This is a genomic window from Streptomyces sp. NPDC001339 (assembly GCF_042895955.1).
Taxonomy (GTDB): domain Bacteria; phylum Actinomycetota; class Actinomycetes; order Streptomycetales; family Streptomycetaceae; genus Streptomyces.
This window is the reverse complement of the sequence record NZ_JBIAWT010000002.1, coordinates 100,540-113,913: the sequence shown is the minus strand read 5'-3', so window position 1 is coordinate 113,913 and position 13,374 is coordinate 100,540. Positions and strand designations below refer to the sequence as shown.

13 protein-coding genes are annotated in these 13,374 nt (G+C 72.3%); 11 read left to right on the top strand and 2 right to left on the bottom strand.

The genetic code is table 11. The features are described 5' to 3' along the window. Positions 1-257 precede the first annotated feature (257 nt). The 7 genes from ACFY12_RS05710 (at position 258) to ACFY12_RS05680 (ending at position 6,434) form a co-directional block, all read left to right on the top strand. On the top strand, positions 258-1,154 hold the full coding sequence (locus ACFY12_RS05710; RefSeq protein ID WP_390714475.1) for a DMT family transporter: 897 nt from the start codon (positions 258-260) through the stop codon (positions 1,152-1,154). Between the two features lie 14 nt (positions 1,155-1,168). Continuing rightward, positions 1,169-1,738, top strand: a complete 570-nt coding sequence (locus tag ACFY12_RS05705; RefSeq protein ID WP_390714474.1) for an NUDIX hydrolase — start codon at positions 1,169-1,171, stop codon at positions 1,736-1,738. 173 nt (positions 1,739-1,911) lie between these two features. Beyond that, on the top strand, positions 1,912-2,868 hold the full coding sequence (locus ACFY12_RS05700; RefSeq protein ID WP_390714473.1) for an MBL fold metallo-hydrolase: 957 nt from the start codon (positions 1,912-1,914) through the stop codon (positions 2,866-2,868). A 198-nt stretch (positions 2,869-3,066) separates the two neighbouring features. Then, the gene (locus tag ACFY12_RS05695) at positions 3,067-4,089 is read left to right on the top strand and encodes a phosphotransferase family protein (protein WP_390714472.1); all 1,023 of its coding nucleotides are present in this window, start codon (positions 3,067-3,069) and stop codon (positions 4,087-4,089) included. Between the two features lie 8 nt (positions 4,090-4,097). Then, entirely contained in the window at positions 4,098-5,336 is a 1,239-nt protein-coding gene (locus ACFY12_RS05690; RefSeq protein WP_390714471.1) for an acyl-CoA dehydrogenase family protein, read from the top strand. 320 nt (positions 5,337-5,656) lie between these two features. Further along, on the top strand, positions 5,657-6,253 hold the full coding sequence (locus ACFY12_RS05685; RefSeq protein WP_390714470.1) for a molybdenum cofactor guanylyltransferase: 597 nt from the start codon (positions 5,657-5,659) through the stop codon (positions 6,251-6,253). A 43-nt stretch (positions 6,254-6,296) separates the two neighbouring features. Then, positions 6,297-6,434 (top strand): hypothetical protein, encoded by a 138-nt coding sequence (locus ACFY12_RS05680; RefSeq protein WP_390714469.1) that lies wholly within the window; start codon positions 6,297-6,299, stop codon positions 6,432-6,434. Between the two features lie 136 nt (positions 6,435-6,570). Here ACFY12_RS05680 and ACFY12_RS05675 read toward each other — a convergent pair whose 3' ends face one another. Together ACFY12_RS05675 and ACFY12_RS05670 are read right to left on the bottom strand one after the other, a co-directional pair. Further along, a complete protein-coding gene (locus ACFY12_RS05675; RefSeq protein WP_390714468.1) occupies positions 6,571-7,194 on the bottom strand; it encodes a TetR/AcrR family transcriptional regulator in 624 nt (207 codons plus the stop codon). Between the two features lie 86 nt (positions 7,195-7,280). Next, positions 7,281-8,054, bottom strand: coding sequence for an SDR family oxidoreductase (locus ACFY12_RS05670; RefSeq protein WP_390714467.1), 774 nt, complete (start codon positions 8,052-8,054; stop codon positions 7,281-7,283). A gap of 196 nt (positions 8,055-8,250) precedes the next feature. Between ACFY12_RS05670 and ACFY12_RS05665 the strand changes: the two genes are divergently transcribed. The 4 genes from ACFY12_RS05665 to ACFY12_RS05650 all read left to right on the top strand — a co-directional run bounded on the left by ACFY12_RS05665 (position 8,251) and on the right by ACFY12_RS05650 (position 13,364). Beyond that, on the top strand, positions 8,251-9,537 hold the full coding sequence (locus tag ACFY12_RS05665) for an exo-beta-N-acetylmuramidase NamZ domain-containing protein (RefSeq protein WP_390714466.1): 1,287 nt from the start codon (positions 8,251-8,253) through the stop codon (positions 9,535-9,537). A 155-nt stretch (positions 9,538-9,692) separates the two neighbouring features. Further along, positions 9,693-11,036, top strand: coding sequence for an MFS transporter (locus tag ACFY12_RS05660; protein ID WP_390714465.1), 1,344 nt, complete (start codon positions 9,693-9,695; stop codon positions 11,034-11,036). Positions 11,037-11,148: 112 nt separating this feature from the next. Beyond that, a complete protein-coding gene (locus tag ACFY12_RS05655; protein ID WP_390714464.1) occupies positions 11,149-11,790 on the top strand; it encodes a hypothetical protein in 642 nt (213 codons plus the stop codon). A gap of 131 nt (positions 11,791-11,921) precedes the next feature. Next, entirely contained in the window at positions 11,922-13,364 is a 1,443-nt protein-coding gene (locus tag ACFY12_RS05650) for an amidase (RefSeq protein ID WP_390714463.1), read from the top strand. The last annotated feature ends 10 nt before the right edge of the window (positions 13,365-13,374 follow it).

The window sequence follows — 13,374 nt, the reverse complement described above, 5'->3', positions numbered from 1 at the left end:
GGTGCACGATCCTCAGCGCACCCGACTGCCGCGTCAACCATGGATCACCGGCCGGCCGGTCACCGGCGTGGCCGATGGCGAGCCGGCTGAGAACGGGCAGGCCGGTCGGTGCCGTCCGCCCGGCGGCCGTCCGATCGCCGGGCGGTCCGCGGGGCCGCGCGGGAGAATGGTGGATGGCCGGGGCCGTCCCGCGCCCGCCGCCGGACGGCCGTTCCCAGGCGCGGACCCGCCCACGCGCGATATACGAGGTGTGCGACGTGACGGTGATACTGCTCGCCCTCGGCGCGGCCTGCTGTCTGGGGCTCGGTTTCGTTCTCCAGCAGGCCGCCGCACAGCACGCGCCGATGAAGGACTACCTCCACTTCCGGCTGCTGCTGGACCTGGTGCGGATGCCGCTGTGGGTGGCCGGGATCGGGCTGATGGTGGCGGGGATGGCGCTCGGCGCGGTGGCGCTGGGGATGGGTGACATCACTCTGGTGGAGCCGTTGCTGGCGACCAATCTGCTGTTCGCGATGGCGTTGTCGCGGCGGCTGACCCGGCAGCGGCTCGGCCGCAGCGGATGGGCCGGGCTGTGGCTGCTGGCGGGCGGGGTGACGGCCTTCATCGTGGCCGGGCGTCCGCGGGGCGGCAGCAGAAGCGCCGACCCGCTGTGGCAGTGGCTGATCATGGGGGTGGTGCTGGGCCTCTCCCTGCTGCTGGCGGCCGTCGCCAAGCACGAGTTGGTGCATGTGAGCCTGGAGGCCTCGTTGCTGGGTGTCGCGGCGGGCCTGCTCTACGGCCTGCAGGACGCGCTGACCCGGATCAGCGCCGAGCGTTTCGGGCGGGGCGGCTGGCCCGTTCTCCTCATCAGCTGGCAGCCGTACGCCATTGTGGTGCTCGGTGTGCTGTCGCTGCTGTTCGTGCAGAGTGCCTTCGAGTCGGCGCCGCTGCGGCTGTCGCTGCCCGCGCTGACCGCCGCCCAGCCGCTGGCCGGGATCGCCTGCGGGGTGGGTTTCCTCGGCGACCGGTTGCAGGTGACGCCCGGAGCGCTGGCCTGGGAGGCGGCCGGGATCGTGGCCGTCGTCTCGGGCATCGTGCTGATCGGCACCCATCCGGCGATGCCTCCGGGGACGGGGCGTACGGCTCCGGCTCCCGGTGGTTGTATGGCCCCATGACCGATCAACAACCGATGTCCGATCGACGGCCGGAGTCTGCTCAACGGCCGGAGTCCGATCAACAACCGCTCGACGCGGACGAGATACTCGACGTCGTCGACGAGAACGACGAGGTCATGGGGCAGGCCCCGCGCAGTGAGACGTACGCCCGCAGGATGCGTACCCGCTGTGCCTTCGTGCTCGTCCGGGACGCCGAGGACCGGATCTTCGTGCACCGCCGGACCGCCCGCAAGCTGGTCTTTCCCTCGCACTACGACATGTTCGTGGGCGGGGTCGTCGGCGCCGGTGAGACCTACGACCAGGCGGCGCTGCGGGAGGCGGAGGAGGAACTGGGGGTGCGGGGCCTCCGGCCGCCGGAGCCGCTGTTCAAGTTCCTCTACGAGACCGCCGAGCACAGCTGGTGGTCCGCGGTCTACCAGGTGCGCTGCACGCTGCCGGTCGCCCCGCAGGAGACGGAGATCGACTGGTACGCGTTCCTCACCGAGGAGGAGCTGATCCGGCGGCTGGACGAGTGGCCGTGGGTACCGGACGGAATGGCGGCGTACCGGGAGCTGCTGGCCCGCCGGGAGTCGGGCACGGTCTGATACGGCGGGGGAGCCGGTACCGGGCCGGCGGGACTGTCGGGGCGCGGTCGCCGGTGTGGCGGGACTGTCGGGGCGCGGTCGCCGGTGTGGCGGCGGCCGGTGTCTCCTAGGGTGGGCGGTGACGGGTCATCACCAGCGATGACGGGTCATCACCAGCAAGGGGGCGCCTGCATATGTGCGAGACGACGGCACCGGCCGCGAAGGGGCGGAGCACGCGGGGGCACGTCCCCGAGCCGTACCTCACCGAACTCGCCGCCGGCGTCCACGCCTTCATCCAGCCGGACGGCGGCTGGTGCCTGAACAACGCCGGGTTCGTCACCGACGGGGACGCCACGCTCGTCGTGGACACCGCCGCCACCGAACGCCGGGCGCAGCTGCTGCGCCGCCGGATCGCGGAGAGCGGGGCACCGACGCCCCGCCTCCTGGTCAACACCCACCACCACGGCGACCACACCTACGGCAACAGCGTCTTCACGCCCGAGGCCACGATCGTCGGGCACGCCGCCTGCCGCAGCGAACTGCTGGCTGCCGGGCACCAGCTGCACGCGGTGTGGCCGCAGGTGGAGTACGGCGACATCCGGCTCACCCCGCCGACCGTCACCTACCGCGAGGAGCTCACGCTCCACGTCGGCGGGACCGAGGTCCGGCTGATCCACCCGGGGGTGGCGCACACCACCGGCGACACCATCGTCTGGCTGCCCCGGCAGCGCGTGGTCTTCGCCGGTGACCTGGTCTTCCACGGCGGCACGCCGTTCCTGTTCATGGGGTCGCTGGCCGGTTCGCTGCGGGCGCTTCGGCTGCTGCGGTCCCTGGACGCGGCGGTCGTCGTGCCCGGGCACGGCCCGGTGGCCGGACCCGAGGTGTACGACGGTGTCGAGCGCTATCTGGAGTTCGTCGGACGGCTGGCGGAGGAGGGCCGGGCGGCCGGGCGCACGCCGCTGGAGGCGGCCCGGGGGGCGGATCTCGGCCCGTTCGCGGAGCTGGCGGAGCCCGAGCGGCTGGTGGCGAATCTGCACCGGGCGTACGCGGAGCTGGCGGGCGCGGCGCCGGGTTCCCCGCTCGACGTGGTGGCCGGGTTCGGGGACATGACGGTGCTGAACGGCGGGGTGCCGGTGGCCTGTCACGCGTGAACCGCCTGGCGGATGGTGGCTGGAAGGCGACGGTGCGCCGCCGCGTGACGGACTCCCCACGGAACGGCACTGGACGCCATACCGACTAGTCGGCATGATCGGGGCGAGGCGACGACGGCCGTCCGAGGCGCCGGCCAGGACACCGCCCGTCCGTGGACCGGCCGCGGAACCGTCCCATCCGTACGACGGAGGAGCGCGATGAGCAAGGGCAACACCCCGGGACTCGATCCGGAGCCGCTCAGGGAGTATCTGGACCGGGAGCGGCCGGGGCTGGTGTGCGGACCGCTGCGCGGTGAGCTGATCGAGGGCGGCCGGTCCAACCTCACCTACCGGATCACCGACGGCACCTCCCACTGGGTGCTGCGGCGCCCGCCGCTCGGCCACGTCCTGGCCACCGCGCACGACATGCGGCGTGAGCACCGCGTGATCAGCGCACTGCGCCCGACGCCGGTACCGGTGCCCGGGGCGCTGCTGCTGTGCGAGGACGAGACGGTGATCGGTGCGCCGTTCTATGTGATGGAGCTGGTGGAGGGCGTGCCGTACCGGACCACCGCGCAGCTCGCGCAGCTCGGCGCCGAGCGCACCCGCGCCGTGGTCCTCTCCCTGGTCGACACGCTCGTCGAACTGCACGCGGTGGACCCGGAGGCGGCCGGGCTCGGCGACTTCGGCCGGCCGGACGGCTTCCTGGAACGCCAACTGCGGCGCTGGGCCAAGCAGTTGGCGTCTTCCAGGAGCCGTGAGCTGCCGGGGATCGACGAGCTGCACCGGACACTGGGCCGGACACTGCCGGCCTCCCCCGCGCCGGCCGTCGTGCACGGCGACTACCGCCTCGACAACGTCCTGGTCGGCGCCGATGACACCCTCACGGCCGTACTTGACTGGGAGATGTCCACGCTCGGTGATCCGCTGACCGATGTGGGCCTGCTGGCGATGTACAGCACGGACCTGGGCCTGGCCGAGTCGCCGGTCAGCACCACCAGCGGCGCGCCGGGCCACCCCTCCCCCGGCGAGCTGATCGAGCGGTACGCGGCGCGCTCCGGCCGGGACACCTCGGCCATCGCCTGGTACACGGCGTTCGCCTGGTTCAAGCTCGCGGTGATCCTCGAAGGCATCCACTACCGCTTCACCCTCGGCCGGACCGTCGGCGCGGGCTTCGACCGGATCGGTGAGCTGGCGCCGGTCTTCATCGACCACGGACTGACCACGCTCAAGGAAGGCTGAGGCATCCGATGGACTTCGCGTTCGACGCCCGTACGGAGGAGCTGCGCGCACGGCTCCTGGCGTTCATGGACGAGCATGTATACCCGGCCGAGCGGACCGCGCGGGAGCAGCGGGCGGGACTGGCGTCCCCGTGGGACACCCCGGCGGTGGTGGCGGAGCTGAAGGCCGAGGCCCGCAAGCAGGGGCTGTGGAATCTGTTCTTTGTGGACCAGCACAGCCTGCCGGACGAGGAGTACGGCGCGGGGCTGACCAATCTCCAGTACGCACCGCTGGCCGAAATCACCGGCCGCAGCCCGCAGTTGGCGCCCACGGCGCTGAACTGTGCGGCGCCGGACACCGGGAACATGGAGGTCCTGGCGCAGTTCGGGACCGACGAGCAGAGGAAGCGGTGGCTGGAACCGCTGCTGGCCGGTGAGATCCGGTCGGCGTTCGCGATGACCGAGCCGGAGGTGGCCTCGTCGGACGCCACCAATATCGAGACGCATATCGCGCGGCAGGACGACACGTACGTCGTCAACGGCCGTAAGTGGTACATCTCCGGGGCGATGAACCCGCAGTGCGAGATCTTCATCGTGATGGGGAAGACGGATCCGGAAGGTGCCGACATCCGCCGCCAGCAGTCGATGGTCCTCGTCCCGCGCGACATCCCGGGCGTCACCGTCAAGCGCGCGATGCAGGTCTTCGGCTACGAGGACCACTGGCACGGCGGCCACGCCGAGGTGCTCTTCGAGAACGTCCGGGTCCCCGTGGGCAATCTGATCGGCGAGGAGGGCGGCGGCTTCGCCATCGCCCAGGCCCGGCTCGGCCCCGGCCGGATCCACCACTGCATGCGGCTGATCGGTATGGCCGAGCGGGCGATCGAGCTGATGTGCCGGCGGGCCGTGTCCCGTACGGCGTTCGGCGAGCCGCTGGCGCGGCAGGGCGTGGTCCAGGAGTGGATCGCGGACGCCCGGGTGACGGTGGAGCAGCTGCGGCTGCTGGTGCTGAAGACGGCCTGGCTGATGGACACCGTGGGCAACAGGGGTGCCCACACCGAGATCCAGGCCATCAAGATCGCCACGCCGCGCGCGGTGGTCGGCATCATCGACCGCGCGATCCAGCTGTACGGCGCGGGCGGCGTGAGCCAGGACTTCCCGCTGGCCGAGCTGTACGCGGGGGCACGCACCCTGATGATCGCCGACGGTCCGGACGAGGTGCATCAGCGGTCGCTCGCCCGCCGGGAGCTGCGGCAGTACACCGGGGGATAACCCCCGGACCCCCAGCCGACGAGTACCGGTAGCGGTCCTACGGCAGTACCGTCCGCTGCCGGGGACCGCACGGGACGGACCGTGCCGCGGGGCAGGGCGTCCCGGAATGTGTCGTCACACCTGCCGAACGGGCAGTGTGGAATCGGCAGGCGGAGAAGGAGGTCACGCCCCAGAGCGTTACCGGCGGTCCACGCATGGTCTGCCGGGAACCCGGGTTACTCAGAGGCGGGGTGGGACGGATGGATATGCGTGGTGCCGACCGGCCGGCAAGGAACTCGTCCGGCGACGGCGCTGATGAAGATGAAGGGGCCGCGGGCGAAGTGCGCGAGTGCTATGACGCGGTGGTGCTGGCGGGAGGGCGGGCCCGGCGTCTGGGCGGCGCGGACAAGCCGATGGTGTCCGTCGGCGGTGTGTCGTTGCTCGACCGGGCGATTCAGGCATGTGCCGGGGCGGGGAGGACGATTGTGGTGGGCCCGCGCCGGGCCACCGTCCGTCCGGTACACCATGTACGGGAGCAGCCGGTGCACGCCGGGCCGCTCGCCGCGCTGGCCGAGGGAGTGCGGTGGGTACGGGCTCCGTTCGTGGTGGTCCTCGCGGCGGATCTCCCCTTCGTACGGCAGGAACTGGTCACGGAGCTGCTGCGGCAGACGGCCGGTTCCGGCGTCGAGGGCGCGGTCATGCTGGAGACACAAGGCCGGGACAATCCGCTGTTCGCCGCATACCGGACCGCGGCGGTGCGGCAGGGGCTCCGGCTGACCCTGGCCCAGCACGGGGCGTTGACGGACCTGCCGATCCGTCTGCTGACCAACGCTCTTGTCCTGCGGCATGTCCCGGATGTCGGTGGAGTCTCTTTCGACTGCGACACCTGGGAAGCGGTGGCTCTGGCCCGGGCCCGGCTGAAGCTGAACGCCGGGTGACATCGCCCTCGATTCCGCCGACAACCGTCAAGGGGTGGCTGCCGTGGCCCCGGAGATCCTGCGGCACGTCGGCGCCGTCGAGCGCACTGCCCTGGTCTTCGGCGCCCTCTGGTACAAGAAGGCGGCAACCCTGCTGGAACCGCTGCCGCGACCTGCCGGTTCTGCCGGTTCTGCCGGATGACTCTGCCGACGGTCTGGTGGGTGGCCTTCTCGGCCTCGGCTTCCAGCTCGTCAGGGGGGCGCCGAGCGGACCCAGGGTCTGGGGCGGAGGTCCCGCCCGACCGGGCGGGCGGACGGCGGGGCCTCCGGCACCGGCCCTACGGCCGCAACGCCCGCATCAGCAGATCCGCCAGATGGTCCGCCACCTGCCGCGGGCTGAGCGGTCCGTCCTCGCGGTACCACGTGCCGAGATGGTGCACCGACCCGAAGTGGTAGTCGACGATGAGGTCGGCGGGCACGGCGTCGGTGAACACGCCGCCGCGCTGGCCCTCCTCGATCAGGGCCCGGAAGCGCTCGTGGTAGCGCCGCCGTTCGGCGCGGACCTGCTTGTCCTTCTCCGGGCCGAGGTGGTGCATCGAGCGGAAGAAGATCTTGGTGTCGTCGAGGTTCTCGATGGTGGTGACGACGACATCGGCGGCGGCGTCCCGCAGCCGCCGCTCCACCGGCGCGTCGGCCTCCGCGAAGTGGTCCAGCCGCTCCTGCTGGAGGCGCAGCACCCGGCCGTACACCTCGTGCAGCAGATCGTCCTTGGAGCCGAAGTAGTGGTACAGGGCGCCCTTGGTGACGCCTGCCGCGTCGACGATCTCCTGGACGGAGGTGCGGTCGTACCCCTGCTCGGCGAAGAGCCGGGTGGCGGTGGCCAGCAGCCGCTGGGCCACCGGCTTCGCGCCGCAGCGGCCGGTACCGCCGTCGCTGCCGTCGCCGTGCTTCGTGCCGGCCATCGCCCTCACCTGTCCTTCGTCGTCACGTCGCCTCGTTCGTCGTCACGCCACGCCCTGAGGATCTTGCCATTCACGGTCTTCGGAAGTCATCGCGTGCCGCCCTCGGTCGCCTCCAGCTTCCGCTGGAGGTGGTTCATGCCTCCGAGCCAGCGGTCGGGGTCGGCGGCCCGCGCGGTGTAGTGGCCGGCGACCTCCGGGTGCGGCAGCACCAGGAAGCGGCCCTCGGCCATCGCCGTGAACAGCGCCTCGGCGACGTCCTCGGGCTCGATGGCCGTGGGGGCCAGGACGAGGTCCCCGGCGGCCCCGGTGGCGGCCAGCATGCCCGTGCGGACGCCCTGGGGGCAGATGGCGTGGACGTCGATACCGCGGTGCCGGTAGGTGAGCGAGAGCCACTCGGCGAAGGCGTACGCACCGTGCTTGGTGACGCTGTACGGGGCCGCGGCGACCATGGTGAGCAGGCCGGCGGCGGAGACGGTGGAGACGAAGCGCCCGCTGCCGCGCGCCAGCCACTCCGGCAGCAGTTCGCGCGCCGCGCGGACATGGGCCATGACGTTGACGTCCCAGGCCAGCGCCCATGCGTCCTCGGACGCTTCGGGCCCGCCGCCGGTGCCGACGCCGGCGTTGGCGCAGAAGACGTCGACGGTGCCGCCGAGTGCCGCCCGGGCGGCCGGGACGATGGTGGAGGCGTCGCCGGGGACGACGACCGCGCCGATCTCGTCGGCGGTCCGCCGCGCCTTCTGCTCGTCCAGGTCGTTGACCGCGACCCGGGCGCCCTCGGCGGCGAACCGGCGGGCCAGTGCGGCGCCGATGCCGCCGCCCGCTCCGGTGACGACAACGGCCTTGTCCCGTACGGCTTCCACGCTGGGTCTCCCTCGGTCGCTGGATGCGGGTGACGGCAGACTAACCAGTCGGTATGTGGCCGCGGAAGGGTCCGGCCCTCCTGCCCGGGAGGTACCCCTGTCGCCGCGCTGCGCGCCCTGTTCCCGCTCACCGTCCGGCGCGTTAGCGTGCGCACGACACGTACCCGAGGGACTCTGTGATCACGGAGGTGTGCGGATGGCGCTCTCGAGACGCGTACTGCTGGGGCGTCTGGCGGCGGCCGGAGCGGCCGGCCCGGCCCTGGCCGCGGCCGCCGGCCCCGCCGGCGCGGCACCGGCGACGGACGGCGGCCGGCGGGTGCGCACCGGCTTCGACCGGCTGGCCGCCGACGGTTACCGCCTCCTGGAAGGCCGCCGGGTCGGCATCGTCACCAACCCCACCGGCGTGGTGTCCGTGGGCGGTCGGGGAATCCGGCACATCGTGGATGTGATGCACGCCGACGAGCGGGTACGGCTGACCGCCGTCTTCGGCCCGGAGCACGGCTTCCGCGGCACCGCCCAGGCGGGTGACTCCGAGGGCCGCTACGACGACCCGGCCACCGGACTGCCGGTCTACGACACCTACGACAAGAGCGGCCGGGAACTCGCCGGCATCTTCACCGACTCCGGTGTGGACACCGTCGTCTTCGACATCCAGGACGTCGGCGCGCGGTTCTACACCTACATCTGGACGCTGTACGACTGCATGGTGGCAGCCGTCCTCGCCGGCAAGCGGTTCGTGGTCCTCGACCGTCCCAATCCGGTCACCGGCCGCCGCGCCACCGGCCCCGTACTGGACAAGGCGTACGCCTCCTTCGTCGGCCGGGAGCCGATCGCGCAGGCGCACGGAATGACGGTGGCCGAACTCGCCCTGCTGTTCAACGGCGAGTTCGTGCCCCGTGCCGCGGGGCGCCCGGTCGAGCTGGAGACCGTGCCGATGACCGGCTGGCGGCGCGGCGACTTCCACGACGCGACGGGCCTGCCCTGGGTACCGCCGAGCCCCAACATGCCCACCCCGGACACCGCCCTGGTCTACTCCGGCACCTGCCTCTTCGAGGGCACCAACCTCTCCGAGGGGCGCGGTACCACCCGCCCCTTCGAACTCCTCGGTGCCGACGGTATCGACCGCCGCTGGGCCACCGCCGCCAACGCACTCGACCTGCCCGGTGTGCACTTCAGGGAGGCCTACTTCGCCCCCACGTTCTCCAAGTTCCAGGGCAAGACCATCGGCGGCGTCCAGCTCCACGTCCACGACCGCGCGTCGTTCGACCCGGTCCGTACCGGTATCGGGCTCCTGGTCACCGCCCGGCGGGTCTGGCACGGCTTCGCCTGGCTGCCGGGCCATCACATCGACCGGCTCACCGGCTCACCGGCCGTCCGGACGATGATCGACGCCGGTGCCGGACCGGACGAGATCGCCGACGCCTGGCAGGAGCGGCTACGGGAGTTCCGCGAGCTGCGGCGCCGATACCTGCGCTACGCATAGGGATGGGGAAGAGACAGGGATAGGGATAGGGATTGGGATAGGGACAGGGATGGGGAAGTGTCTGCACCAGGCCCTGTCGTCCCGGCCGTCCCGGGGAACGAGACAGATCACTTCACCTCTTGACCCGGCCCTCCACCGGCCAGGAAAGTGCGCTGGTGAACAGTGATGCGACAACAGCGCAGAGCGCGGCGGCCGGTGCGCCGGCCGCGGGGGACAGAGCCGACGGCGCCGGCGGGGGTGAGCGTCTCCGCCGTGTGGCGGTGGCCTCGTTCATCGGGACGGCCATCGAGTTCTACGACTTCTACATCTACGGGACCGCCGCCGCGCTCGTCCTCAACCAGGCGTTCTTCCCGGCCCTCGATCCGGTCAACGCGACCCTCGCGTCCTTCTCCACCTATGCCGTGGCGTTCGTCGCCCGGCCTCTGGGGTCGGTGCTTTTCGGGCACTTCGGCGACCGGGTGGGCCGTAAGTCGGTGCTGGTCGTCTCCCTGTTGCTGATGGGGCTGTCAACAGCGTTGGTGGGAGTGCTGCCCGGGTACGGGACCTGGGGCCTCTGGGCGCCGCTGCTGCTGGTCGCCCTGCGGTTCCTGCAGGGCATCGGGCTGGGCGGGGAGTGGGGCGGGGCGGCGCTGCTCGCGGTCGAGCACGCGCCGCGCGGGCGCCGGGGGCTGTACGCCGCCTTCCCTCAACTCGGCCCGTCCGTGGGGTTCTTCGCGGCGACCGGGGTGTTCTGGCTGCTGTCGTCCGTTCTCGACGACGCCGCGTTCCGGTCGTGGGGCTGGCGGGTGCCGTTCCTGCTGTCCTTCCTGCTGGTCGGCGTGGGGCTGTTCGTACGGCTGAAGATCAGCGAGACACCGGTGTTCGCCAAGGCGATGGCCGCCCGGGAGACCGGCCGGGTACCCGCCGTCGATGTGCTGCGCCGCCATCCGCGGGAACTGCTGCTGGGCGCGGGCGGCATGATCGTCGCGTACGGCCTGTTCTACACGGCCACCACCTACTGCCTCGCCTACACCACCGGCACCCTCGGTCTCCCCCGCAGCACCATGCTGGGGCTCTCCCTCGTGGCCTGCCTCTTCCTGGCGGCCGGTACCTGGCTCGCCGCCACCCGCTCCGACGGCGCCGGCCGCCGCCGGCTGATCCTGGCGGGCACCGGCCTGGCGGCCCTCTGGGGCCCGGCGCTCTTCCCGCTGCTGGACACCGGCCGTCCGGTGCTGATCGCGGTGGGCATGGGCGGTGCGCTGTTCTGCATGGGCGTGGTGTACGGCCCGATGGGCGCGTACCTGCCGGAGCTGTTCGGGACGACGGTGCGCTACTCGGGCGCCTCGCTCGCCTACAACCTGGGCGGTGTGCTGGGCGGGGCGGTGGCCCCGCTGGTCGCCACCCGGCTACAGTCGGCATTCGGCTCGGCGTCGGTGGGCTGGTACGTGAGCGCGATGGCGGTCATCTCGCTGGTGTGCGTCCTCGCGCTGCCGGAGACCCGGGAGCGGGAGCTGCTCTGACGAGCGACAACCCACCCTACGGACAACCGTACGGATATTCGAGGGATCCGGGTCGCCCATGGCTGCGTCCCATCCCCGTCCAGTCGGGTCCTCCCCATGGAGGTGGGATGAATTGGCCGGTTTCAGAGCCCTCGCAGAACAGGTCCGCGATCCACGAATCGTCACCCAGCGGCGTCGTACCGCCCTGCGCAAGTGCCTTGAACGGTTCGCCCCTTACGGCCACCGGGCGACCTGGCACCATCTGTGCACCCGGGCCGGTATCGCCGCCCAGGACCGCGATCCCGACCCGGAGCGGCTGATCGCCGCGCTCGACGAACTGGAGGAGGCCCGTACCCTCTGGCTCGCGTACGAGGAGGAGTTCGCCGCCCGGCGCCGCAAGGAGAAGCACCACGGCATCCGGCAGCCCGGCGCGCTCGACGACTGGCACCGGCGGACCTGGGGCGGCTGCGACATCGTGCCGTGCGCGTCGCCGCAGCGGCACCCGGCCGCCCGGCTGGCGGTGGTCCTGCGCAGCATGATCGTGGCGCTGGAGGAGGGGCGGCCGCGCCACGACTGCCCGGTGTGCGGCGGCACCCGCTTCGCCTGGCCCCCCGGGACCGCGGACGCCCCGCACACCGCGGGCACCCCGTACCACTCGCTTCCCGGGCCGGCCTGCCGGCGGTGCGGGGTGCTGGCCCCGGTGTCGATCCTGACACCCGAGACGTTGCGGGCCGCCCACCAGGCCCGGGGAACAGGGGCGTTCGCGGCAGCCTGAGCGTGAGTGAGCGGTAACGCCCGGCCGTTGTGCCGGAAAACGTCCATCTGTACGGCATCAGGGCCGTAGTACGGGTAGCCTCCCCATGTCCCAAGGGCATGGGGAGGCACTCCCAGGAGAGGTGGACGTCCATGGCCGAACTGCACGATCTGACCGCGCTCGAACAGGCCGAGGGGATCCGGACCGGCGAGCTCTCCCCCGTCGAGCTCACCGAGCACTACCTCGCACGGATCGACCGGCTCGACGACACGATGGGCGCATTCCTCACCCGTACCCCGCAGATCGCCCGCAAGCAGGCCGCGGAGGCCGAGAGCGAGGCCGTATCGGCGCGCCGCGAGGGCCGCGAACTCCCGCCGCTGCACGGTGTCCCGGTCCCCGTGAAGGACCTCACCCAGGTCGCCGGGGTGCGCTGCACCATGGGCTCGCGGGCGTTGGCCGACCATGTGCCGACCGTCGACGACCATGTCGTCGACAGGCTGCGGGCGGGCGGCACGATCCTGCTCGGCAAGACCAACACCCCCGAATTCGGGCTGCCCTGCTACACCGAGAACGGCCTCGCGCCGCCCGCCCGCACGCCCTGGGACCTGACCCGTTCGGCGGGCGGCTCCAGCGGTGGGGCGGCCGCGGCGGTGGCCGCCGGGCTGGCGCCGCTGGCGCACGCCAGCGACGGCGGCGGCTCGATCCGGATCCCGGCCTCGGTGTGCGGGCTGTACGGCATCAAGCCCAGCCGCGGCCGGATCAGCGGCGGCCCGCTGCTGCACGACATCAGCGGCCTGGCGACCTCCGGCCCGCTGGCCCGTACGGTCGCCGACGCGGCCGCCCTGCTGGACGTCATGGCGGGCGCGATGCCCGGTGACCCGTACGCGGCGCCGCCGCTGCCGCCCGGCGAGACCTTCACCTCGTACGCGCTGCGCGACCCCGGCCGGCTGCGGATCGCCTGCCTGACGGAGACGCCCCTGCCGGGCGTGCGGGTGCACCCCGACTGCCGCGCGGCCGTCACCGACACCGCGGCGCTGCTGACCGGACTCGGCCATGAGGTCGAGGAGTTGTCGCTGCCGTCGGACAACACGCTGCTCGTCGCCTTCACCCGGGTCTGGTCCGTACTGGCCGCGATCCGTCCGGTGCCACCCGGGGGCGAGGAGCTGCTGATGCCGCTCACCCGCTATCTGCGCGACCGCGGCGCCGAGGTCTCCGGCATGGACTTCGCCCTGTCGATGCACGCCTTCCGCTCGCTCACCCAGTCCCTGGCGGACGGGCTGATGACGCCCGGCACCGGCTACGACGTGGTGCTCTCGCCGACCCTGGCCGCGCCGCCGACGGCGGTCGGCGGTCTGCGCGACGACGCCGATCCCCAGGCCGAGTTCGCGGCGATCGGGGCGTTCACGCCCTTCACCGCGGTCAGCAACGCCACCGGTCAGCCCGCGGTGAACGTCCCGCTGCAGTGGAACGCCGAGGGGCTGCCCATCGGGGTGATGCTGGCCGGCCGGTACGGCGACGAGGCGACGCTGATCGCCCTGTCCGCGCAACTGGAGCAGGCCCGTCCGTGGGCGGCCCGCAAACCGCCCGCGTGGTGAGGTGACCGCC

What these genes read in the sequence shown, in the direction of transcription:
- ACFY12_RS05665 (WP_390714466.1), top strand. Translation starts at nt 8,251, where the DNA reads ATGGCGCTCTCGAGACGCGTACTGCTGGGGCGTCTGGCGGCGGCCGGA.
- ACFY12_RS05700 (WP_390714473.1), top strand. Translation starts at nt 1,912, where the DNA reads ATGTGCGAGACGACGGCACCGGCCGCGAAGGGGCGGAGCACGCGGGGG.
- ACFY12_RS05675 (WP_390714468.1), bottom strand. Translation starts at nt 7,194, where the DNA reads ATGGCCGGCACGAAGCACGGCGACGGCAGCGACGGCGGTACCGGCCGC.
- ACFY12_RS05695 (WP_390714472.1), top strand. Translation starts at nt 3,067, where the DNA reads ATGAGCAAGGGCAACACCCCGGGACTCGATCCGGAGCCGCTCAGGGAG.
- ACFY12_RS05705 (WP_390714474.1), top strand. Translation starts at nt 1,169, where the DNA reads ATGTCCGATCGACGGCCGGAGTCTGCTCAACGGCCGGAGTCCGATCAA.
- ACFY12_RS05690 (WP_390714471.1), top strand. Translation starts at nt 4,098, where the DNA reads ATGGACTTCGCGTTCGACGCCCGTACGGAGGAGCTGCGCGCACGGCTC.
- ACFY12_RS05650 (WP_390714463.1), top strand. Translation starts at nt 11,922, where the DNA reads ATGGCCGAACTGCACGATCTGACCGCGCTCGAACAGGCCGAGGGGATC.